General features: G+C 45.2%; 17 protein-coding genes and 1 tRNA gene. 3 read left to right on the forward strand and 15 right to left on the reverse strand.

Annotated elements, in window-relative coordinates; all coding sequences use genetic code 11:
* Positions 1–3: 3 nt before the first annotated feature.
* The 15 genes from ACPYIV_RS02425 to ACPYIV_RS02495 all read right to left on the reverse strand — a co-directional run bounded on the left by ACPYIV_RS02425 (position 4) and on the right by ACPYIV_RS02495 (position 18046).
* A complete protein-coding gene (locus ACPYIV_RS02425; RefSeq protein WP_425885356.1) occupies positions 4–2448 on the reverse strand; it encodes an SLBB domain-containing protein in 2445 nt (814 codons plus the stop codon).
* Entirely contained in the window at positions 2445–3605 is a 1161-nt protein-coding gene (gene wecB / locus ACPYIV_RS02430; protein WP_293732890.1) for a non-hydrolyzing UDP-N-acetylglucosamine 2-epimerase, read from the reverse strand. The genes ACPYIV_RS02425 and wecB overlap by 4 nt, the downstream gene beginning before the upstream one ends.
* Positions 3606–3616: 11 nt before the next feature.
* A complete protein-coding gene (locus ACPYIV_RS02435; protein WP_293732891.1) occupies positions 3617–4324 on the reverse strand; it encodes a WecB/TagA/CpsF family glycosyltransferase in 708 nt (235 codons plus the stop codon).
* Positions 4314–5324 (reverse strand): glycosyltransferase family 4 protein, encoded by a 1011-nt coding sequence (locus ACPYIV_RS02440; RefSeq protein ID WP_293732892.1) that lies wholly within the window; start codon positions 5322–5324, stop codon positions 4314–4316. The genes ACPYIV_RS02435 and ACPYIV_RS02440 overlap by 11 nt, the downstream gene beginning before the upstream one ends.
* Positions 5321–6487, reverse strand: a complete 1167-nt coding sequence (locus ACPYIV_RS02445; protein WP_425885359.1) for a hypothetical protein — start codon at positions 6485–6487, stop codon at positions 5321–5323. Before ACPYIV_RS02445 ends, ACPYIV_RS02440 begins: the two co-directional genes overlap by 4 nt.
* Positions 6488–6500: 13 nt before the next feature.
* Positions 6501–7562: a glycosyltransferase family 4 protein gene (locus ACPYIV_RS02450; RefSeq protein ID WP_293732894.1), complete on the reverse strand. Its 1062-nt coding sequence runs from the start codon at positions 7560–7562 to the stop codon at positions 6501–6503.
* 32 nt (positions 7563–7594) lie between these two features.
* A complete protein-coding gene (locus tag ACPYIV_RS02455; RefSeq protein ID WP_425885361.1) occupies positions 7595–8689 on the reverse strand; it encodes a glycosyltransferase in 1095 nt (364 codons plus the stop codon).
* A gap of 66 nt (positions 8690–8755) precedes the next feature.
* The gene (locus ACPYIV_RS02460) at positions 8756–9754 is read right to left on the reverse strand and encodes an IS110 family transposase (protein WP_290092606.1); all 999 of its coding nucleotides are present in this window, start codon (positions 9752–9754) and stop codon (positions 8756–8758) included.
* A 227-nt stretch (positions 9755–9981) separates the two neighbouring features.
* Positions 9982–11139 (reverse strand): O-antigen ligase family protein, encoded by a 1158-nt coding sequence (locus tag ACPYIV_RS02465; protein ID WP_425885363.1) that lies wholly within the window; start codon positions 11137–11139, stop codon positions 9982–9984.
* 109 nt (positions 11140–11248) lie between these two features.
* Positions 11249–12133: a glycosyltransferase family 2 protein gene (locus ACPYIV_RS02470; RefSeq protein ID WP_293732897.1), complete on the reverse strand. Its 885-nt coding sequence runs from the start codon at positions 12131–12133 to the stop codon at positions 11249–11251.
* Position 12134: 1 nt separating this feature from the next.
* On the reverse strand, positions 12135–13223 hold the full coding sequence (gene glf, locus ACPYIV_RS02475; RefSeq protein WP_293740637.1) for a UDP-galactopyranose mutase: 1089 nt from the start codon (positions 13221–13223) through the stop codon (positions 12135–12137).
* Positions 13220–14698, reverse strand: a complete 1479-nt coding sequence (locus ACPYIV_RS02480; RefSeq protein WP_425885366.1) for a flippase — start codon at positions 14696–14698, stop codon at positions 13220–13222. The genes glf and ACPYIV_RS02480 overlap by 4 nt, the downstream gene beginning before the upstream one ends.
* 2 nt (positions 14699–14700) lie before the next feature.
* Positions 14701–15906, reverse strand: coding sequence for a UDP-N-acetyl-D-mannosamine dehydrogenase (wecC, locus tag ACPYIV_RS02485; RefSeq protein WP_425885368.1), 1206 nt, complete (start codon positions 15904–15906; stop codon positions 14701–14703).
* A 14-nt stretch (positions 15907–15920) separates the two neighbouring features.
* Positions 15921–17057, reverse strand: a complete 1137-nt coding sequence (locus ACPYIV_RS02490; RefSeq protein WP_293732901.1) for an MraY family glycosyltransferase — start codon at positions 17055–17057, stop codon at positions 15921–15923.
* 902 nt (positions 17058–17959) lie between these two features.
* Positions 17960–18046: transfer RNA gene (locus tag ACPYIV_RS02495), tRNA-Ser, on the reverse strand.
* A gap of 280 nt (positions 18047–18326) precedes the next feature.
* On the opposite strand from ACPYIV_RS02495, the gene mltG reads away from it, so the two are divergent.
* The 3 genes from mltG to ACPYIV_RS02510 all read left to right on the forward strand — a co-directional run bounded on the left by mltG (position 18327) and on the right by ACPYIV_RS02510 (position 21641).
* Complete coding sequence (gene mltG / locus ACPYIV_RS02500; protein WP_425886487.1) at positions 18327–19355, forward strand: endolytic transglycosylase MltG; 1029 nt, start codon at positions 18327–18329, stop codon at positions 19353–19355.
* 106 nt (positions 19356–19461) lie between these two features.
* Positions 19462–21060, forward strand: coding sequence for a thiamine pyrophosphate-dependent enzyme (locus tag ACPYIV_RS02505; protein WP_425885370.1), 1599 nt, complete (start codon positions 19462–19464; stop codon positions 21058–21060).
* Entirely contained in the window at positions 21057–21641 is a 585-nt protein-coding gene (locus tag ACPYIV_RS02510) for an indolepyruvate oxidoreductase subunit beta (RefSeq protein WP_293740970.1), read from the forward strand. Before ACPYIV_RS02505 ends, ACPYIV_RS02510 begins: the two co-directional genes overlap by 4 nt.
* The last annotated feature ends 126 nt before the right edge of the window (positions 21642–21767 follow it).

Raw genomic sequence — 21767 nt, forward strand, 5'->3', positions numbered from 1 at the left:
TGCTTACTTTAATAGATTAACCATTGATGTTATCATTGCAGCCATCGAAGTGACGGAGCTACCGACACTCATGATCTCTGCCAAACTTGCCCGCCGGTCGCGTTGTGTTTTGGCGGGTACTACGATTTCGCAGCCCGGTTCGACCTTCGGGTAGCGTTTGAAGAAAATCATTTTACGCTGCGTGGTTGCCACTTTTCCGTTCATGTAAATAACGATAGGATACTTGCGGGCAATGTCGTTGTAGCCACCAGCCTGCGAGAGACAATCTCGGACGCTCATCCCTTTCGTGTAGGTCACGCTGTTGGGGTAGGTGACGGAACCACTTACCTTCACCGTACTTTGCTGCTGGGGAATATAGAGTACATCTCCGTCGCGCAGTACCAGGTCGTCGGCGCTACCCGGATGGGCGAGAGCCTTTTGCAGGTCGATACCTACGGGGTATTCTTTCAAGTTGGCAAGTGAGACGGAAATAGAATCGCGGCTCTGCTTACTGTTGTTGCTCAGTTGCAGGAGAGTTTCGATCTGGCGCAGTTCGTCGGTCGTCAGTTTGCGTTTCAGGCTGGCTCCCCTCACATAGGCGTCCGGGGTGATGCCGCCCGACTGTGTGATCAGTTCGCTGAGGCGCGTATTCTTTTTCTTTAATGCATAGTTGCCTGCAAAGGTGATCTCGCCGCCGACCTCCACCACTTGCTGTTCCTGGTAGCCGGGAGAGAAGCGGACGAACACTTCGTCGAACGGTTCGAGGGTGAAAAGCGTATCGCCGGAGGTGACCGCCAACCCTTCGTCGAGGGTGAAATTAAATGTTTCGGCCGTCTGGTTACTGCTCCGGGTGGCAGACGGGTCCTTGATCCGTCTTGCCACTTCTACGTTGATGATCGAAGCAGCTTCACGCAGGCCGCCTGCGAGGATAATGACATCCTCTACCGTCAGGTTCTTGCGGAAGGGCAGCACAGTGTCAGGAGCGTTGACTGCTCCACTCACTTTGATAGTATAGGGTTCGCGGAGGTCGAACAGGGAAGGAATAAATAACTGGTCCTCTTTCTGCAATTCAAGATCGGGAGCTTTACCGTTCAATATGTCTACAATGTTGATGGCGATTACCGAACTGGTGAAGTCCGGATTTAACCGTGTGATCTGTGCACGTCCTGCAAACTCGTCACCTTTAAGTCCTGAAGCCTGTTCGATCAACTGTTTGACGGTGTGCACATCCGGACTCAGTTCATATTCGCCGGGACGCCAGACTGCCCCGGAAATGATGATCCGGTTATCATAGTAGGGAATGACCGAATCGACTATCAGCGAGTCACCGTCCTGCATCACGAATGCCTGGAACTGATCTTCGTTGACCGTGGCAATCTTGTAGCGGTCGCCAGCCTTGCGTTTCACCCGTATGCTACCGGTGTAGGCATCTCCTGTGAAACCGCCTGCCATGTCAAGCAGGTCGGCAAGCGTCTCTCCGCGCCGGAGCTCGTAGGTACGGTCACGCTTCACCTTACCGCCGGCGGTGACAAGCTGGTCGTATGGACCGATAATGATCATGTCGTTGTCTTCCAGGCGTATGTTCGTGTCGTACTTGCCGTTCAGCAAGTAGTCGTACACGTCGAGGTTTGCAATCTCCTTGCTGTTCCGGTATACCTTTATATTTCGCAGCGAACCGATATCGTTCACGCCGCCTGCAGCATAAAGGGCGTTGAAAAGTGTAGCGAGTGACGAGAAGGTATAGGTGCCCGGTGCGACGGCCTCGCCGACAATATTGACTTTGATGCTGCGGATTTGTCCCAGTCCGACGGAAACGAATGTGTTAGGTTGGCTACCATCGAGCGTTGCCATGATTTTCCCTAACTCCTGCCGGATGCGATTCTCCGCCGCTTCGATGGTTAGTCCGCTCAGGGAAACGGGGCCGACGTTGGGGATCAGGACCGTCCCGTCAGGCGAAATGGTGAGTTTCAAGTTTAGTTCCGAATCTCCCCACACATTGATCAGCAATTCGTCTCCTGCCGATAAGACATAATTTTTAGGCGTCGGCATATTCAGATCCGGCTCGAATGTCAGATTTTTATCCGAAAAGATTTCACGTCCGAAGACAATTTCTTCTAAAGGTTGCTTGGGCTTATGTTCGTCGCGTTGCTCCGTCAGCGGGGTAAGCGTCTGCTGGGTGGGGCGAGAGCGGTCGGATACGGTATTTTCCGTAGTCGGATTGATGATCTGGTTGATGCCTGTTTGCTCTTTACTATGTTTGGCTATTTCTTTTTGTATCTGCTCTTCTGTCATGCCGGCGGCGCGGGCTTTGTCAATCAGTTCTTGCGGGATTTGTGCACGTATGGTAATCGATACCAGCAGAAAGAGGAATCCAATGATACATTCTGTCAGAAGCCGTAGCTTCGTTCGATGGCGGTCCGATGGCTTTTGCCGGCACGGTATGTCGTGCTTTTTGTCAAGATCTTTCATATTACTTTTTCTATTGTTTGAACGATTCGTTGGCTGGCAGTCCCGTCACCATAGGGATTTACTGCCTGGCTCATACGATTATAATAAACATTGTCGTCCAGCAAGCGGGATACTTCATTCACGATCCGGTCATAGTTCGCTCCCACTAATTTCACTGTTCCTGCATCGAGTGCTTCCGGACGTTCCGTCGTGTCACGCATGACAAGCACGGGCTTTCCCAAGCCCGGAGCCTCTTCTTGTATACCTCCGCTATCGGTCAGGATAAGTGCCGACTTCTCCATTAGATAGACGAAAGGTAAATATTCCAAAGGCTCGATAAAGAACAGGTTAGGGAGATGAATGCCTCCGAACACTTCGTGAATGGGCTTTCTGACATTTGGGTTCAAGTGCATAGGATAGACAAAGTCCACCTTCGTGTACCGCTCCGCCAGTGTCTTGATTGCCCGGCATATCTGGATGAATCCATCACCGAAGTTTTCCCGGCGGTGGCCTGTTATTAAAACCAGTTTGCAGCTACTTTGTTCGGCAGGTGGAGTAGTTTCATAACCTGCAGACGTCAGTTCGGTGTCAAGCTGTTTACGTAGGGTGGAGTCTTCCCGGATAGTAGCGACAACATGGTAAAGGGCGTCGATCACTGTATTACCGGTAATGCGGATCTTCTCCTCATCCACCCCTTCCAGAATCAGGTTGTTACGGCTCAAGGCTGTAGGGGAGAAGTGCCAGGTGGCAATCCTTCCGGTGATCTGTCTGTTCATCTCTTCCGGCCAAGGGCTGTAGATGTTGTGCGTACGTAATCCCGCTTCTACATGACCGATCGGTATTTGTTGATAGAAGGCGGCAAGCGACGCTACCATTGAAGTGGTGGTATCTCCGTGGACCAGGACGATGTCTGGTTTTGTTTCCTGCAGAATGCTCCGCATCCCCGTTAGGACCCGTGCAGTCACGTCGTAGAGGTCCTGCCCTTGCTTCATGATGTCGAGATCGTAGTCGGGTCGGATATTGAAAAGCCTCAAAACCTGGTCCAGCATCTCCCGGTGTTGCCCGGTGACGCAGACTATGGTTTCAAATTTTTCGGGATATCTCCTGAACTCTTTTACCAGCGGAGCCATCTTGATTGCTTCGGGGCGTGTGCCGAAGACAAGCATTATTTTCTTCATGATGTTTCTGTTTAGATTTTTCCTGCCTTTACCAGTATCAGGAATTTGATTAAATGAATCTGTCGTTTGATGCGGGAAGGCTGTTTCAAGAGGCGGTATGCAAATTCTAAATTGTGCTTCACCCACCATTCGGGCGCTCGTTTCACATTCCCGGTATAGACATCGAAACTACCTCCCAAACCTTGGTAGATGGCGGGATGTGCTTCGTACATTTCCTCCATCAGCAACTCTTGTCTGGGTGATCCCATTGCAACGAAGACAGCATCCGGTTGCTTCGCTTTAATGTCTTCGATCAGTTCTTTTTGCTCCGCCTTCGTCTGTAAATATCCGTTTCGGTAACCGGCAATCCTGATGCCGGGGAAATCTTCCTTCAATTTGGCGGCGGTTTTTTCTATTATCGGCTGTTTGCTCCCGACCAGATAGAATGTTTTTCCTTTTTTATGCAGTGATGCAATGATCTTTAGCCATAATTCGCATCCCGCAATCTTGACGACCTCCCGGATACCATGGCGGCGTACTGCTATGACAGCCCCTATGCCGTCACAATATCCGATGTTCCGGTTTACGATCTCCCGTATCTGTTCATTCGCATGCAGGATCTTCTCTGCATTAATCGCCACCAATATCCCTTTATGTTGCTCCACATACTCCAGCAAATTGGAATCTGAGGGAAAGGGATGGACTTTTATTCCGTTTAATTGTATTCTGTTATCGTTCATACTTATTTTTGAAAAAAGATTTAATGATTGTTCTATATTCATTTATCATTGTAAAAGCCCTGAAGCGTTTTTCATAAAGTGCTCTCGAGTGTTTAGATAAGGATTGATATTTTTCTGAATTGGGCAATGGTAATGAGTTAAGACAAGTAACGAGTTTTTCCCATGTGCTTGCAACAAAACCATTATAGCCGTTTATATTGACATCTTGCACACTTGCCAGATCATTCGATATTAATGGTTTTCCGAACATACACCCTTCAATTAGGGTTAGCCCTAAACCTTCATTCTGAGAAAACAGACAGACGTAATCGTATTTGGGCATTTCCTCTCCGATATCTATTTGCCCTAATACAAAATACTGTTCGGAATTTCCAATCTCCTGTTTCAGCAAAGCTATTTGTTCTCCGGTACCGGCAAAATAAAACTTAATATGAGGCAATAGTTTTCCTTTAGTTTGTTTGACTAATTCTATTTGTTGTTTTACAGGGCAGATACGTCCTGCTAATAAGATTCTTATTTCGTTTGTGTTTTGTGTGTAATGGGTATTGTGGAAAATATCTTCTATTCCGTTAAAAATGACGGTGATCCTGTCGTTTTTTATCTGGAAATAGTCAATAAGATTTTGTTTCACACCATTGGAGATGGCTACGATCTTTTCAGGTAACCATGTGAGTGATTTTAAGTTTGTGAATGTACTGTGAGCAATATGTATAACTTTTAATTTCCCAGCTAATAAAAAGTTTAAAAACACCAAACGTGAAGTTTGAGAACGATGGTGGGATAGAAACACTGTGTTTGGGGTATTATACTTAAAAATCGTATAAATACTGAATTTCTCAAAGTGTATATCTTCTTTTTTATAATCCTGATGTATTTTTTCAATTGGAGTGTTTGTCAATATGATTGGAGTATTTCCATTTAGCTCTTTTGCTAATTGTATAGTGATATTCTGAGCACCTCCTTTATTCTTAAAATTGGGATAGATTGAAATAATTTTCATACCGTATCTTTTTTGATATAAGATGAAACAGTCTCTAAAGAATATAGGAACCAAGCCTGGAATTCGATATAGGGAATTTTATTCTTACCCCATATTAGAATTTCACTGGCAAAGGCTCCTGTTTTTTTATCATAGAATTCTTTATGTAGATAGGAAAGCAGCCCGTTTATCATTGTCTCGTCATAGCTATATTTGGAAAAGAAAACTAAAGCTTCAGCAATGTCTCTCCCATCAACACTTTGAAATAACCATGTGTTTCGGGGAAGGTATCTTTTGTCATACCGGATAGGAATAATCAGATCACCACGCATTTTAAATAAGCTCTGTCGGTAATAGCGAGTGCCTTTTTCTATACTTATGGAAATATCAAATGGTAGATAATCTTTTGCTATACAGAGAGCTTGTAAAATGTAAGATTGGTGGAAACAATCGATCGATTTCCTTTCGGGAGGGGAAGCATAAAACCAACTACCATCGTCATTTTGTTTATTAACAATGTATTGGATACCTCTCTCTCCCAGTGTTTTATAGAGTTGAATATCATATAAATGACCGACACGCAGTAGAAATGCACTTATTAAAGCGCTTGCATTGTATATCTCTTTTTTTAGCGTAGGTCCGTAGTAAAAATAGACTCCCTCTGAATAGTGATCGTTATATCCCAGTTCTTCTATTAAATAATCTGATATGGATAATAGAAGTTTTTTTTTATTTTGTTTACTGAATATCCCTGTTTGTTCTTCCAAAAGAAATTGTCCGAACCATACTGTATTTAATGGAGTTGGATCATCTTTATCATTTTCATATAAACTAATAGATATTTTTATACCTTGCTTTAATGCAAAATGTTTTGTCTTTGTTGAACGGAGTTTCCTTATTCGTTTAAGAAGTATTTGGATAACTTTTTTGTTTTTTGATAGGTTATATGCTTTTAATAATGCAACATTTGCTTGAGGTGTTAAGGGATATGTATCTCCTTTTTTATCCCCTCTGATATTGATAGGAAAAAGACGAAAGAAAGTTCTTAAAATAATATTTAAATGATGATTGTTCGTCAATAATTTTTCCGGGACATAATTACATTCCATATAACAGAACTGGATGGATTGTAGCCATTTGTCCAGTCCGTTTATCATTTGATTGAGATAGGAAGTATTTATCATAATGTTCTTTGTGTTATCCTTTAAAGTTTAAAACTGTTTTAAGTTTGTTTTCCATATTAAGTGCAATTCGGGATGCCAGAAAATGCTTTTGTGCATATTGATAATTATATTGTGACATTTGTTTTACCAGAGTGGCATTTGTAAGAAGAGGCTCTATTGCATCAGTGAAGTCGGATGGTTTCATGCTATCGACCATTTTTCCCATTTTTCCATTTTCAAAAAAATCAACCAAGCCTCCTACCGGACGTGTTATGACTGGAATCCCAAAAGCCATGGCTTCCAAAACAGAAGTTGGCATTCCTTCATGGAAGGAAGGGAATAAATATAAATCTCCATTACGGAAGGCTTCTTTCAATTTCTCGCCTTGTAAAGCACCTGTGAATATCACATGTTGTAAATTGTGTTTTGCACAGTAATTTTCTGCTTCTTTTAAAGCATCTCCTTCCCCGACAATCGTAAGTTTTAGTTGTGGATGAAGGGTTTGTAATTTTTGGTAAGCCTGTATTGCAATAAAGATTCCTTTTTCTATGGTAATACGTGATAAAAAAAGAATATTTTGAATGTTCCCTGTACGAGAATGGATGTTAAAATTATCAACAAGCCTGTCATCAACTTTGGTTGTCATTGTATAAATAGGAACTTTTACCCCCCACATTTCGAATGTTTTTTTGAAGTTTTTTGCTAAAACGAATATACAGACATTCCGATTTAATGTTTTTGTTAATCTCCTTTTGTCGATGTTTGTAACAGCATTTTCGTTGAAACCGTGGAAAAACAGGGCTGTTTTTCTGTGGAATAATCTACTTAGTGTTAGAAATATGGTATCTCTTTTTAATGCAGACACTCCTAAAGAAGGGTTTAAAATGACGATATCCGGAGAAAAGAAGATTAAGTTCAGAGTAAACTTGATGATATCAAAAGGTAACCAATATATTCCTTTTATGTTATGCCTTTTCCCTATTATATTATATTTGACATTTTCTGTCCAGTAACTTTTCAATCCGGAGTAGTGATTAGCAACACCGCCGATCAAAGATAATGAAGGAACAGTGAATAATATTTTTAGTTGTCTCATTTTTATTGTGTTTTGAAACATATATATATTCTTTATGAGTGATAGATTTGCAGATATTTATCAGTGCATTGTTTCATCGAATAATTGCTTTTGAAATGTATTTTCAATGTCTCTTTGTTTATATAGTTCGGACGATTCATGAATGCTTTTATTGCAGAAAAATAAGAGTCGACTGACAAATCCGAGAGATAACCTTCTACCTTGTCTTCAATCACATCCGTGATTCCCCCTACGGCGGTACATATAGGAACACACCCACATGACAGAGCTTCCAACAGGCTGATGGGCAAACCTTCGTACTGTGATGTCAGGCAGAAAGCATCGGAGCAGAGAAGATAATCACCGACATTAGGCTTTAGTCCTAAAAAATGGATATTCCGACAAGCTTTTTGTTGCAGTTCAAGCCCTTTCGGTGTATCAAAGCCATTCCCGATAATGAGAAGCGTAAATTGATCTTTTTCGGTAGCCAGTTTGTTAAAAGCATTGATCAACATTTCCTGGTTCTTTTGTGGATGAAATCTGGCAACATGGATGAAAACCGGATCAGTTGCGTTTGCTTTATAGCTTGAAACCTCTTTGTGAGTTTCAGGAAACAGAGGGGAAGGGAGTACTTCCGGGCAACCATTGTTTATGCAGGAAACTTCAGGTAATTTGTAAAGTCTTTCATACGAAAGTTGGCATTCCCTGGAAATGGTGACTGGCCTGATTAACCGGTTAGCATAAAAGAATTTGTTGACGTAAAACTGATATTTACCCTCGTATGTCTTTTCGGCAAGGTTATGTAACGTATGGAATATTTTTATTTTCCGGTTGGTTGCTGCCAGTCGGTAGAAGTAGGGGATTACATTCAAATGGCAATGGATGATGTCGGGTTCCGTCTCCTTTACGAAGTCCTCTACCCGTTTTATTTTTTTGATCGAAAAGCCCGTCGAGATTTTTAGATTGACATAACGGACTTTCTCATTCAGAAATTGCCGGTTGAATGACATTGTCGGGGTGGCCTCGTCATCCCTGAAAGTACATAGTGTAACCTGATGTCCCTTTTCTGCCAGTTCATTAGATAAATTGACAACGAAACGTTCGGCTCCACCTTGCGAAAGGCTATATATAACTTGCAATATATTCATTGTAATCTATGTTCCCAACCAAATAAACGGAAAGATTTTAAAACAAATTAAGAATATTGCAAAAATCTAAGCCGTTTGGTCGAAAGTTTGGTTCCTGACCAATGCACAGATTCGATGTATCAGTTTGTTTCTAATATTGTTTATAACTAAATTATGATGCTTCCCCTCTTCTCTTTTGCGCCTGTAATATTCTCTTAATATTGGATCATGTATGGCAGCGGTTCGTGCCGCTTGGGTGAGTAGCGTGTTTAGTTTTTTATTGGCAAATCCACTTGTCTTGGCATTGCTTTTGACACTGGAGCCGGAGGTTCGTTGGAACGGTACCACTCCCGCATAGCAGGCCAGCTTGCGCGGATCGTCAAAACAGGTGAAGTTTTCGGTATAAACGATCAAAGCAAGGGCGTTGACAAAAGCCACGCCTTTGATGGATGTAATACGCTCATAATTGTTTTTGATCTCCTCTTCACTGTTGATCAGATCCATTATTTCCTTTTCCACATCTTTTATTTCACGGTTCAAGTTATCCACTTGTGTCAGGCTATGTTGATATATGTAATCTGTTGCGTGATTCCCTTTTAGGACCGAATGGAGTTCTTTGGCATGTACCAATGCTTCATTTTTCATTTTCACCAATAAATCACGGAATGTGAAAAATGAGTGCAGCGCCCGGATGGTTTCCGTATTGGGGGTATAGACCTTGGCCATATCCTCGAAACGGCAAGCGTATTGTGCGATCAGCAATGAATCCAATTTATCGTTTTTCCCGCGTTGCATGCCGCTGCTGTGTTTGATCCTGTAAGGATGTTCCAGCCACAGTGTATAACCCTCGTGCGCGAGAGTGTTACTCAAACAAACGCTGTAAAGTCCCGTGTTCTCACCGCAAAAGAGCATCTGATCTTTGCCTGTCTGCGGATAGCTATCACAAAGCCATGCCAACAGACTCTCATGTCCGGCAACATCATTACTGAACTCACGGTGGACACCTGAAGATATGTTTTCTTTCTCTATCACACTTACATCTACTTTTTTCTTGGAGAAATCAATCCCGATAAATAATTTATTCATACCTTTATATTGTTTTTGGATTAACCGAAAGCAGGAATGGGCTACTACTCTAAATGATATCCTATTATATATCAATAATCTATTTAGTCTTTGCCTGCTTGACTAACGGAAGTCTGTTACAATAACTAGTCTTTAAAGACTATCGTTTTCCATTAGTGTACTTCCGTTAGTCGGTTAATTTAGTTTCTTCATACAACAAAGATATAAATTAACCTCAGCTTCTTGCTTTACGCAAACTTAGAGTTGTTTTTTATTGGATGCGATATTGTTTTATGTTCGTATGAATAGAAGAAAGGTAAAGTCGCAATCAAGAAAAAGAGAGGAAACTCGATTTCATATGATAAAGATATCAGAAGCAAAACTATAAAAAGTAGATATTTGGCACCTTCCACCTGATAAAACGATTGGACAAATACCGAGAATCTGTAAAAAACGTACATCCAAATGATAGCCATCGATATCCCATAGTAGACCAATAGCATGGCAAATCCGCTTACCAGCATTACTTCCCCGTCATACAGGTCGGACAAAGAGGAGACTTTTGTTCCCCCACCCCAAAACGGGTGATGTAGAAAGTCTATGAATGCCAACCTGAGCGAGATCAACCTTCCGGGAGTTTGTGTGGAATCCGTCTCCTTGGCCAACTGGAACACCTGTTCGTAGTTGATCATCTGCTCATAGTCATTTGTGATTTTCAGAATAAAAAAGTCTGAATACAAAAGTGGCAAAAGAATCAGGATGAACAGAGGAAAGAGTAGGAGCGAATACTTCTTTGACCGGTTATATCCCACTACTATCAAAATGAACAGATAGATAATAAACCCGGTTGTCGAGAGAGTCGTCAGTAATACGCAGGTGAGAAGGAAAAAACGTCTTCCGAATTTTAGGCCGTTTCTCATTATATTCAGTGCCAATGCCAGGCAGAGAATGCATGCATGTAACCCCGGTTCGAAGAATAGCCCGCAGTTGCGGGTAAACGATCCGTCGAACGGGGAGTTTATCGAGTATATAAGTATGTTGTAGGCAAACCTGTTTTCGGATGATGCAAGGGCATCCGGGTATTGTACGCCGATCAGTTTGATGATATAAAACAGGCTTGCCGGATTGGCAAGTTGCCATAAAAAGAAAAACACGCTAATGTAGGCGAACATGGTAATGGCTGTCTCGGTGTAAAATAAAAGATTGTTTGAGACAATCCGTATAGCCGCATACGCCGCATACGAATAGGTGAAATAACAAATGAACTTGTAATATTCCAGCTGGTGGTGCAGGAAAGAGAGTAATCCGAAATAAACCAATAGCAACCCAATGAAGAGTAAAAACTTACGGCTGATAAGTATTTTCCTTTCCTGGATAAGCTGGTACGAAAGAGTGCATGTAAACAAAAGGATACACCCTGGGATACCGGATAAATGTATATTGGCACTCGTTGAAAACAACAAGATGATACATATAAATATATAGTCAATGCTATTCCTCGAAATTGTCAGCATTTCAGATCGCGAATGTATTACCCGTTTTCTTTTTGAGACAGTCTATCGCTCCTTTGCGGACCGCTTTTTTCATTTTCTGCCTGAGAGGTTTATCCAACTGTGAGTACCTGTATGTATACGATTTCAAAATACCAAGGGTAAATCTGATTTTTGTCCAGAAAGTGAATCCTTTGTTTTCAGATAGTTTCCGGCAGTATTCGTTTCGGAGATGGAAATTCCGGATCAGATAGTAGGTATACATCGGGCTGTATTTTGTTTCGGAAGAAAGAGCCTGCCGTTTTAATTTGGCATCCCGCACGAGTGTGACATCCGTATACTGGCTTGCGAGATGCCCGTATATCCTGTCGTCGCTGGTGATAAAAAAACGTTTGTCCGGGAAACCGATCTTACGGATAATGGAACGGTGGATAAGCATCCCTTCGAAACAACCGACATTAACGGAAAAAATATCTTTCTCAAAATTCTTAGGAGAGACTTTTATCTCCTTATCCCTTCGTATGTCATACTGATATCCCCATGGGACATAAACGTCGTCGGAATAATATCTTGCCGGATGGAGGCAAAGTGAACGGTCACTATATTTCAGTAATGTTTCCAGGCAATCCGGTGCCGGGAAAACATCATCATCCATCATCCATATCCAGTCGGCACCTTCCTCGTATGCGAATCGGACTCCGGTAGAAAAACCACCGGCACCGCCGGTATTCTGTTGGTGGATTATCTGTAAACCGGGCTGAGTGGATAACCATTCAGCCGTGCCATCGGTCGAACCATTATTCACGATAAACAATTTATCGATGGGGTAGGATTGATGTTGCAGACAGGCAATTGTTTTTTTTAGCAGATCGAGCCTGTTGTAAGTCACGACAAATGCATATACAATCATATCAAAACCTTTTAAGAACTTCTTCGATAATCTGGTGCATATCGTAATACTTGTATTCGGCGAGGCGTCCGCCAAAGATGATATTCTCCTCTTTGTCGGCCAGCTCCTTGTATTGCCTATAAACATCATTGTTACCATGATCGTTAATAGGATAGTAAGGTTCGTCGTTCTCCTTCCATTCGGTGGAATATTCGCGCGTGATGACAGTTTTGCTTTGTGTACCGAATTCGAAATGCTTGTGTTCGATAATACGTGTAAAAGGCACTTCTGCATCCGTATAGTTTACGACGGCATTTCCTTGATAGTTGGGGCAATCCAATATCTCTTCCTCGAAGCGGAGGCTCCTGTATGCCAGCTTCCCGAATTGATAACGGTAGAATTCGTCAATCTTGCCGGTATAGACTAACGTATCGGCGAGCAGTTCGAAGTAGGGGCGGTCAGAGAAAAAATCAATCCCTGTCCGGACTTCAGTGCCTTCAAGCAGGCCTTCTATCAGTTTGTTATAGCCACCGATGGGTATACCTTGATACCGGTCGTTAAAATAATTATTGTCAAAAGTGAAGCGTACAGGTAACCTTTTGATGATGAAAGCTGGAACCTCCGTTGCTTTCCTGCCCCACTGTTTTTCTGTATATCCTTTGATTAATATCTCATAGATGTCTTTCCCAACCAATGAGATCGCTTGCTCTTCCAGGTTTTGAGGATCGGCAATACCGGAAGTCTTTCGCTGTTCTTCGATCTTTTTCATCGCTTCTTCCGGTGTTTTCGTGCCCCATAATGTGTAAAATGTATTCATATTGAAGGGAAGATTGAATAATTTCCCTTTGTAGTTGGCAAGCGGTGAGTTCGTATACCGGTTGAACTCGACAATAGAGTTGACGAAATCCCATACTTCCTTGTTGGATGTATGGAAAATATGGGCTCCGTATTTGTGAACATTGATTCCCTCTATGTTTTCACAATACAGGTTTCCTCCAATATGCGGACGTTTGTCTATGACTAATGCTTTCTTTCCTGCCTGCTTTGCTTTGTAGGCGAATACGGAACCATATAGTCCGGCTCCGACAATCAGGTAATCATACTCTTTCATATATGTAATTTTAATTTTGATACAAGGATATTTTTGATCTGTAAGGCAAATATATCTTTCCGGCTATAGAGGTACAGGCTATAGAGGATGATCGATGCCGGTATTCCGATAAGTACTTTCAGATAGTCGTTAAGCCTTACATGATTTATTAGAAACAAAAAAAACGTTATTAGGAGAGTCCCCAGGACATATTGCAGGTTTTGCCTGCTTATGAACCTGATCGGAAGGAATCTCTTTCCGATCAGGATTATTGTGACGAGTACAGACAACTCGGCTATCGAGGTGGAGAAGGCTGCGCCGTATTGGAAGTACTGGGGGATTAGTAAGTAATTCAGTGTAAAATTGATGACCGCTCCCGTCCCCGTTGCGATTATAACCAGCTTTTCTTTTCCTTGTGGATAGAGGATCTGCATACCCAGGATTCCCGATATACCGATGAAGAGAATGGTTGGGGCGATCAGTTGCAAGGTGAAGATGGAAGGATCGAAATCCGGCCCGCAAAACAGATGGATAATCGGCGTCGACATGAAGACGATTCCCGTCGCCATCGGCAGGCACAGGCAGATAATAAAGCTTACCGCCTTATCCGCCAAAGCTCTGAAATCTTTTAGTTGCCTGTTGCTGATCATATTGGAGAACCTGGGGAGAAGCACCATACCCAATGACGAGACTATTCCTATGACCGCTTTTGTCACTCGTGTGGCGGCCGTATAGAATCCGACAGCCTGTTCATCTTTGAGAAAGCCCAGCATGATGGAATCGAGATTGACATAAATACTGATCATCAGGTTCAGAATGAATATCCGTAGAGCCGGTTTCAGATGTTTCCACAGGTTTAACTCTTTCCAAGGAATGAACAGGATGTATTTTCGTAGACGAAAGAAGTTGAATACGTTACTCCCTACGTTTGCAATTACCAGGATGGCGGCATAGTAGAATAAGTCGTTCCTGTTTTTGACAAACACAAAGAGAGTGACCAGAGACACAACACGGACGATCAGGGTCCGAATCGTGATATATTTGAAATCTTCTATCGCCTGATAGAACCAGGCAACTCCGATCGCGTTGAAAAATAAAGTAGCACTGAGCAACAGGAATAAAGGAACATCCACCTCAATCTTGGCAATCGTGAAAGCCAGCAGCAGCACAACCCCATAACCCGCTAATGTCAACAGGGCATGAAGCAATAGGATTTCAGTAGTCGTTTTGCTTCGTAATACCGTGTCGTCCCGTACTCTTGCAATTTCCCGTACGGCGTATAAAGGAATTCCTAATGCTGTGCATAAGGCGATGTAGTCAATAATCGACAGGAAGAACTGTACCCGCCCAATGCCTTCCGCAAATAAAATCCGTGAAGCATAAGGAAACGTAATCAAAGGGAAAAGGAGCGCCGTTACCGTATTCAGGAGGTTCAATACAAAATTTCTTTTGATTGAAGCCGCGTTGATGGGTTTGGATTTGTTCGCTATGCCCATCCCTATTTTTTAAACACCCCGCAAAAATCCAATATCACCTTTCCTTCGGTGTGGGGTAATGTTTTGAATTCTTTGTGGGCGACGAGGAAGGCGACGATGTCGGCGCGGGAGTAGGCATCTTCGTAGTCGGTCAGTTTGAAGACAGGATGTTCGAGAACGTTGGGTTCGACGATCAGGATGTCGGTGTCGGCTGAACGTTGGAGGACTTTCGAAGTGATGTATTTGGCTGGCGATTCGCGCAGGTCGTCGATGTCAGGCTTGAAGGCGAGACCCATCAGAGCCACTACCGGCTTGCGGTGGTGCTCGAGGAAGAAGCGGAGGATGGCGTTTTCGGTCTTTTCGGCACACCAGAACGCCTTATAGTTGTTGATCTCGCGTGCTTTCGAGATAAGCTGCGACTCGTAGGGAAACTCGGAGGTTAGGAAATAAGGATCGACGGCGATGCAATGGCCTCCCACGCCCGAACCCGGTTGCAGGATGTTGACACGCGGGTGCTTGTTGGCGAGTTCGATCAGCTCCCAGACGTTGATACCCGCCTTGTCGCAGATTAGCGAAAGCTCGTTGGCAAAAGCGATCTGGACGTCGCGCGATGAATTCTCCGTCAGCTTGCACATCTCCGCTGTCCGGGCGTTTGTCCGGTGGAGCGTCCCCTTGACGAAACGGCTGTAGAATTGTACTGCCTTTTCGGTCGATTCGGCGTTGATGCCGCCGATCACCCGGTCGTTCTGCATCAGTTCGTAGATGACGTTGCCCGGTAAGACACGCTCCGGACAGTAAGCGATATATATTTTCCCTTCCAGCTCTGGGCGCAACGCGTAGAGCAGGTTCGCCATCTTCTCGGTAGTCCCGACAGGCGAGGTCGACTCGATCACGAAGAGATCCCCCTTTTTAAGGAAAGGGGCGACCATACGGGTGGCTGCTTCGACGTATGAAATGTCCGGTTCGTGGTTGCCTTTGAACGGAGTCGGCACGACGACGAGGTACACATCGCTTTCCTCTGGAGTACCCGATGCCCTCAGTTTGCCCGATTCCACGACTTCTGCACACAACTCCTGCAAACCCGGTTCCACGATATGGATTATACCCCGGTTTGTCATATCCACCACCTTCGGGTTTACGTCGACCCCGATGACATCAATGCCGCTTCCGGCTGCGATAATTGCGGTAGGCAGGCCGATATAGCCCAATCCCATAAAACATGCTTTCATTATCTGTATTTTTTCTAAATTCGTTTGACCCATTCTTTTCCGTTTAAAGATTCTTTTTTGTTTCCTGCCTTTTCAAACCAAATGCTCAATGCCACCCAGATCACGATGTCGCCGGCAAACACGATATTGATATTCACGAACGACACCAGCAGGATATTGAGGCTACTGAACAGGCAGGCGATCAGGACGATGCTGATCATCGCCTTGTGTGCACTCATCCCCATGTCGAGGAATTTATGATGGATGTGGTTGCGGTCCGGTTTGAAGAGTGGCCGATGGTTGCGTGCCCGTACGATCATTACGCGTACTACGTCGAGCATCGGCACGATCAGTGTTGAGAAGGCGATCACGATCGCCCCGGCGGAATAGTGCGCCACGTCCGGATTGTAGGACGCATAGCGGATGGCAAGAAACGCCAGGATATAGCCCAGTGTCAGGCTTCCCGTATCGCCCATAAAAATTTTTCTCCCGTGATCCGCCTGCCCGAAAACGTTGTAATAGAAAAAGGGCACCAGTACCCCCAGCGTAGCGAACGACAGCATGGCGTATATCCACAATCCGTTGATCAGGAAGAGGCTGCCGAGCACGAGCAATGCCGAACCACTCAGTCCCGAAGCCAGTCCGTCGATCCCGTCGATCAGGTTGATGGCGTTGGTGATAAACACGATTACGACGATAGTAAGTGGAATACCTATCCACGATGCCAGCTCGTGCACCCCGAACAATCCGTACAGGTTGTTGATCCACAGCCCCGACAACGGCAGGAGCAAGGCCGCCACGATCTGCACCATGAACTTCTTGGTATAACGCATCCCCACCAAATCGTCTTTAAGTCCGGCGAGGTAGAGCAGGATCACCCCGCACACCAGCAGATAAAACTCCGACAGGATATGTGTGAACAACCATAGCGGTATTTGCTGCCCGTACATATATCCCGCACAATAGAGGGCGGTAACGAACGCGAGGGAGAACAGGATTGACGGAGCGAAAGACAATCCTCCCAGTCTTGGGATAGCCCCTTTATGTACCTTTCGGCTGTCCGGGATGTCAAAAAGTCGCTTTTTCAGCGCGACGACCAGAATCCTTGGAATAATGATCATCGACATCAGGGCGGAAATCGTGAAGGCCAATAAAATCAATAAGTATATCATATGACAAATCTCGGTTTATACGTGACAAAGTTCGTCAGTCACATGGATATGTTCTGGCGATTGTCCACTATTCTTATAGCATGGGAATTAACAAGAGGCAGGAATAAAACGTTTTGGCTTTTGATTGTAATTGTGCTATTTTAGAAACCGTTTCCTAAAAATTATGGAGAGAATGCGAAGGGTAGGATTTGTATAAACGGAAAAGAATGGGAGGTATGGTTTATGATTCAAGTCATAAATGCGAATTACTGATTAAGCGAATGGATTATGGTATGTTAATAAAGAAAATAATATTTAGCGAGTGTGCAAATGTGGTTTCCGGAAGTGACGAATAGGTATTATATAGCTTCCTTCCGCCCCAGTATATGAAGGATAGGATAGGGTTCACGCATTTGTAAATATTTAATAGCCAATTATTTAATGTGAACCCTGTGAAGGCTTGGACTTACCTCCGGGTAAGCGTCTCCGCGATCCCCTCTTTTTACCCGTATATAATAAGAGTATCTGCCTTTGCCGCGATGATTCAAAAATCTCAAATTTTTATAGGGTTAACATCAAATCCCAGTTAATTAATGAGTTGCAGTAGTGTGAACCAGGATTGGTTTTATGAAAAAGGGAGACAGGAGTCATATAATATGATTCCCGTCGTGTAAAATATAGCCTATAGGGAAAAGATTATAGCCTATAGGCCGTTCGTGAATAGGTTATAACCTGTCCTGAAAAAGGTATAAGTCTTTTCCGGAAGGGATGCCGGCCTTTTTACTAAGCGGTAGGCATTCCTTTTTCTTTGTTTCCAACCTTTGGAACTAATCCCGGCAAGTCGCGCTTGACGACGAACTGAGTTGCACGGTCCGCCCTGAAACAACAAAGGCTGTCAATCTTTCGATAGACAGCCTTTGGAGCGGAAGCGGGGGGATTCGAACCCCCGGTACCCTTACGAGTACGTCAGTTTAGCAAACTGGTGGTTTCAGCCACTCACCCACACTTCCATGGGTTTCGCGCTTCATTTCCTTGAATTGCGCTGCAAAGATATGCTTAAGTTTTTAAATACACAAAGCATTTTGTGCATTATTTTTTAAGAAAAAAACATTTCTCCCTCCACGTTGTTGGCAATCAGATGATTTCAGAATTAAAAAAGATTGCATTTGTCCTTCCGGTCGCTGTTGCAGGAATAAGTTTGAAAAGAGGTAGGGCATTCGGGAAAAAGATACTATTTTTGTGGCCGGTTCTGATATACAGCAGACTATATATAATATGAAGAAAAAAAAGATGCGGAAGCGCACTCTCATAACCGGAATCCTTTCGTTTATCGTGCTTTTATTGGCAGGGGCGGGGTTCTGGGCATACCGTCTGGTGCTTGCGCCTGATTTCGAGCCGAGCAAGACCGTATATATTTATATTGACGGGAAGAAAGATTTCGGCGACCTCTGTCGCCAGTTGGTCGATTCTGCCGGTTGCCGGCATATCGGGAGTTTCAGGCAGCTTGCCGGAATGCTGGGATATCCCGCCAATATGCGTACCGGGCGCTACGCCGTGGAGCCGGGGATGAATAACCTGGCGCTACTCAACAACTTGCGCCGCGGGCACCAGGAGGCTACCCGGATCACCTTTAATAATATACGTTTCAAGCAGGATCTGGCCGAGCGGCTTGCCGGGCAGCTGATGATCGGGGAGGACGACCTGCTCCCTCTGCTGACCGATTCCGCCTACTGCGCTTCGCTGGGCTTTACGCCCGAGACGATTCTTGCGTTGTTTATTCCCAACACCTACGAGGTGTACTGGAACATTTCCGCCGGGAAACTGATGCAGCGTATGCAGCGTGAATACAAGGCTTTCTGGAACGACATCCGCCTGGCGAAAGCGAAGGAGATCGGATTGACGCCGGTCGAAGTCGCCATCCTCGCCTCCATAGTCGAGGAAGAGACGGCGGCGGCAGACGAATATCCCATCGTGGCAGGTCTGTATCTCAACCGGCTGCAACGCGGTATTCCTCTGCAGGCCGATCCGACCGTTAAGTTTGCCGTGGGTGACTTCTCCCTCCAGCGTATCCTGTTCGAACATTTGGAGATCGATTCTCCCTACAATACCTACAAACATGCCGGACTTCCTCCCGGGCCGCTCCGCATCCCGACGATCAGGGGGCTGGATGCCGTGCTGAACCATATGAAGCATAACTATCTTTATATGTGTGCGAAGGAAGATTTCTCCGGACGTCATAACTTTGCCGCCACCCTTGCCGAGCATAACCGCAACGCCAACCGCTACAGGGCGGAGCTGAACAGGCGTCGCATACGATAGGAGCGGCGGGCGTAAATAATGGCTTTTACCTTTTGATTTGTCATAAAAGTCTTATCTTTGTGAGTTGGATAACACAGAAAAATCAATTAAAACAAATAAACGTTACATGGAAAAACATCTATTTTTAGGGGATGAAGCCGTGGCACAAGCTGCTATCGATGCAGGTCTGTCCGGTGTTTATGCCTATCCGGGAACCCCTTCGACCGAGATTACCGAATTTATACAAGGTTCGGCCGTCGCAAAGGAAAGGGGCATTCACTGCCGTTGGAGCGCGAATGAAAAGACTGCAATGGAAGCTGCTTTGGGTATGAGCTACGCAGGCAAGCGGGCTCTTTGCTGCATGAAACATGTGGGGCTGAACGTTGCCGCCGATTGTTTTATGAATGCTGCCATGAGCGGTATCAATGGAGGTATGATCATCATTACAGCCGATGACCCTTCGATGCACTCTTCACAGAATGAACAGGACAACCGTATGTATGGCAACTTCGCCATGATCCCGATGCTTGAGCCGTCCAGCCAGCAGGAGGCATACGACATGGTATATGAAGGGTTCGAATTGTCCGAAAAGCTGGGTTACCCCGTTTTGGTGCGCATCACCACCCGTATGGCTCACTCCCGTGCAGGTGTGGTCAGACGTGAACAGAAGGTGGAGAACGAAATGCATACTCCCGAAGACGGACGTCAGCGTTTTATCCTCCTTCCGGCGCTTGCCCGCAAACGCTTCAAGACGTTGATCTCGGCACAGGATACATTTACCGCTTCTTCCGAAGCCTCTCCCTATAATACCTATTTCGAAGGCCCGAACAAGGACCTCGGCATCATCACGACCGGTATTGCGTTTAATTACCTTTCGGAGAACTATCCTGACGGGTTCGAACATCCGGTATTGAAGATCAGTCAATACCCGCTGCCCCGCAAGATGGTCGAAAAGATCGTCAGCGAATGCAAGGAAATACTTGTCCTCGAAGAAGGTTATCCGGTAGTCGAGGAGCAATTGAAAGGTTTCCTTAGCATCGGCATCCAGGTGCATGGCCGTCTCGACGGAACGTTGCAACGCGATGGCGAGCTGACTCCCGATGCTGTCGGCAAGGCGCTGGGCAAGCAGATCACAAGCTACTATGCCACTCCGGAAGTTGTCGAACAGCGGCCGCCCGCATTGTGCCAGGGTTGCGGACACCGCGATATGTACGAAGCGCTGAATGAAGTGCTCGCCGGGTACAAAGGCGCCAAAGTGTTCGGCGATATCGGCTGCTACACGTTGGGAGCTTTGCCTCCTTTCCGGGCAATCGACACTTGTATCGACATGGGGGCCTCTATCACGATGGCCAAAGGAGCTTCCGACGCGGGCGTTTACCCGGCTGTGTCGGTGATCGGCGACTCGACGTTCACGCACTCCGGAATGACCGGCTTGCTCGATTGCGTCAATGAAAATACGAATATCACGATCGTTATTTCCGATAACGAGACGACAGCTATGACCGGCGGACAGGACTCTGCGGGAACAGGACGCCTCGAATCGATATGTGCCGGTATCGGTGTCGATCCGGCCCATATCCGCGTTATGGTTCCTTTGAAGAAGAACTACGACGAGATGAAAGCGATCATACGCGAAGAGATCGAATATAAAGGCGTATCTGTCTTGATCCCCCGCCGCGAATGTATCCAGACATTAACAAGAAAGAAAAAAGCAAGCAAGAAATGAAAGCAGATATTATATTATCCGGTGTGGGAGGACAGGGCATCCTCTCCATCGCTGCCGTTATCGGTGAAGCCGCATTAAAAGAAGGTTTGTACATGAAACAAGCCGAAGTTCACGGAATGAGTCAGCGTGGGGGCGACGTGCAGTCCAACCTCCGTCTGTCCGACCAGCCGATTGCGTCCGATCTGATCCCGCTGGGGCAGGCCGACCTTATCATCTCGCTCGAACCGATGGAAGCGCTTCGCTACCTGCCGTATCTGAAGAAGGAGGGCTGGCTGGTGACCAATTCTGAACCTTTCATCAACATCCCCAATTATCCGGAGGTGGAAAAAGTGAGCGAAGAACTGCGGAAACTGCCGCATAAGGTCGTGCTGGATGTGGAAGCGATCGCCAAGGAGGTGGGTTCCGTCCGTGCGGCCAACATCGTGATGCTGGGAGCTGCCGCTCCCTTTATCGGGATCGAATATGACAAGATTGCCGATGGTATCCGTCGCATCTTCGGACGCAAAGGCGAAGAGATCGTCGAAATGAACCTCAAGGCTTTGAAAGCCGGCTACGATGTTGCGCAGGGTATGCAGAAATAATAAAATGCCAACAGGGGAAGTTTTCCGGTTGCCGGAAAGTTTCTCCTGTTGATTTTGGGCTTTACCGGCTGCCGGAGAGCTTCGCCGAACGATTTAGGATGTTTCCGACTGCCGGAAGCTCCACAA

Source organism: Parabacteroides vesiculifaciens, from assembly GCF_049860805.1.
In the GTDB taxonomy this organism is placed as follows: domain Bacteria; phylum Bacteroidota; class Bacteroidia; order Bacteroidales; family Tannerellaceae; genus Parabacteroides.

Coding starts and splice junctions, on each gene's coding strand:
- ACPYIV_RS02450 (WP_293732894.1), bottom strand. CDS start 7,562: ATGAGACAACTAAAAATATTATTCACTGTTCCTTCATTATCTTTGATC.
- ACPYIV_RS02440 (WP_293732892.1), bottom strand. CDS start 5,324: ATGAAAATTATTTCAATCTATCCCAATTTTAAGAATAAAGGAGGTGCT.
- ACPYIV_RS02460 (WP_290092606.1), bottom strand. CDS start 9,754: ATGAATAAATTATTTATCGGGATTGATTTCTCCAAGAAAAAAGTAGAT.
- ACPYIV_RS02470 (WP_293732897.1), bottom strand. CDS start 12,133: ATGATTGTATATGCATTTGTCGTGACTTACAACAGGCTCGATCTGCTA.
- ACPYIV_RS02455 (WP_425885361.1), bottom strand. CDS start 8,689: ATGAATATATTGCAAGTTATATATAGCCTTTCGCAAGGTGGAGCCGAA.
- ACPYIV_RS02480 (WP_425885366.1), bottom strand. CDS start 14,698: ATGGGCATAGCGAACAAATCCAAACCCATCAACGCGGCTTCAATCAAA.
- ACPYIV_RS02510 (WP_293740970.1), top strand. CDS start 21,057: ATGAAAGCAGATATTATATTATCCGGTGTGGGAGGACAGGGCATCCTC.
- glf (WP_293740637.1), bottom strand. CDS start 13,223: ATGAAAGAGTATGATTACCTGATTGTCGGAGCCGGACTATATGGTTCC.
- ACPYIV_RS02425 (WP_425885356.1), bottom strand. CDS start 2,448: ATGAAAGATCTTGACAAAAAGCACGACATACCGTGCCGGCAAAAGCCA.
- mltG (WP_425886487.1), top strand. CDS start 18,327: ATGCGGAAGCGCACTCTCATAACCGGAATCCTTTCGTTTATCGTGCTT.
- ACPYIV_RS02490 (WP_293732901.1), bottom strand. CDS start 17,057: ATGATATACTTATTGATTTTATTGGCCTTCACGATTTCCGCCCTGATG.
- wecC (WP_425885368.1), bottom strand. CDS start 15,906: ATGAAAGCATGTTTTATGGGATTGGGCTATATCGGCCTGCCTACCGCA.
- wecB (WP_293732890.1), bottom strand. CDS start 3,605: ATGAAGAAAATAATGCTTGTCTTCGGCACACGCCCCGAAGCAATCAAG.
- ACPYIV_RS02505 (WP_425885370.1), top strand. CDS start 19,462: ATGGAAAAACATCTATTTTTAGGGGATGAAGCCGTGGCACAAGCTGCT.
- ACPYIV_RS02445 (WP_425885359.1), bottom strand. CDS start 6,487: ATGATAAATACTTCCTATCTCAATCAAATGATAAACGGACTGGACAAA.
- ACPYIV_RS02435 (WP_293732891.1), bottom strand. CDS start 4,324: ATGAACGATAACAGAATACAATTAAACGGAATAAAAGTCCATCCCTTT.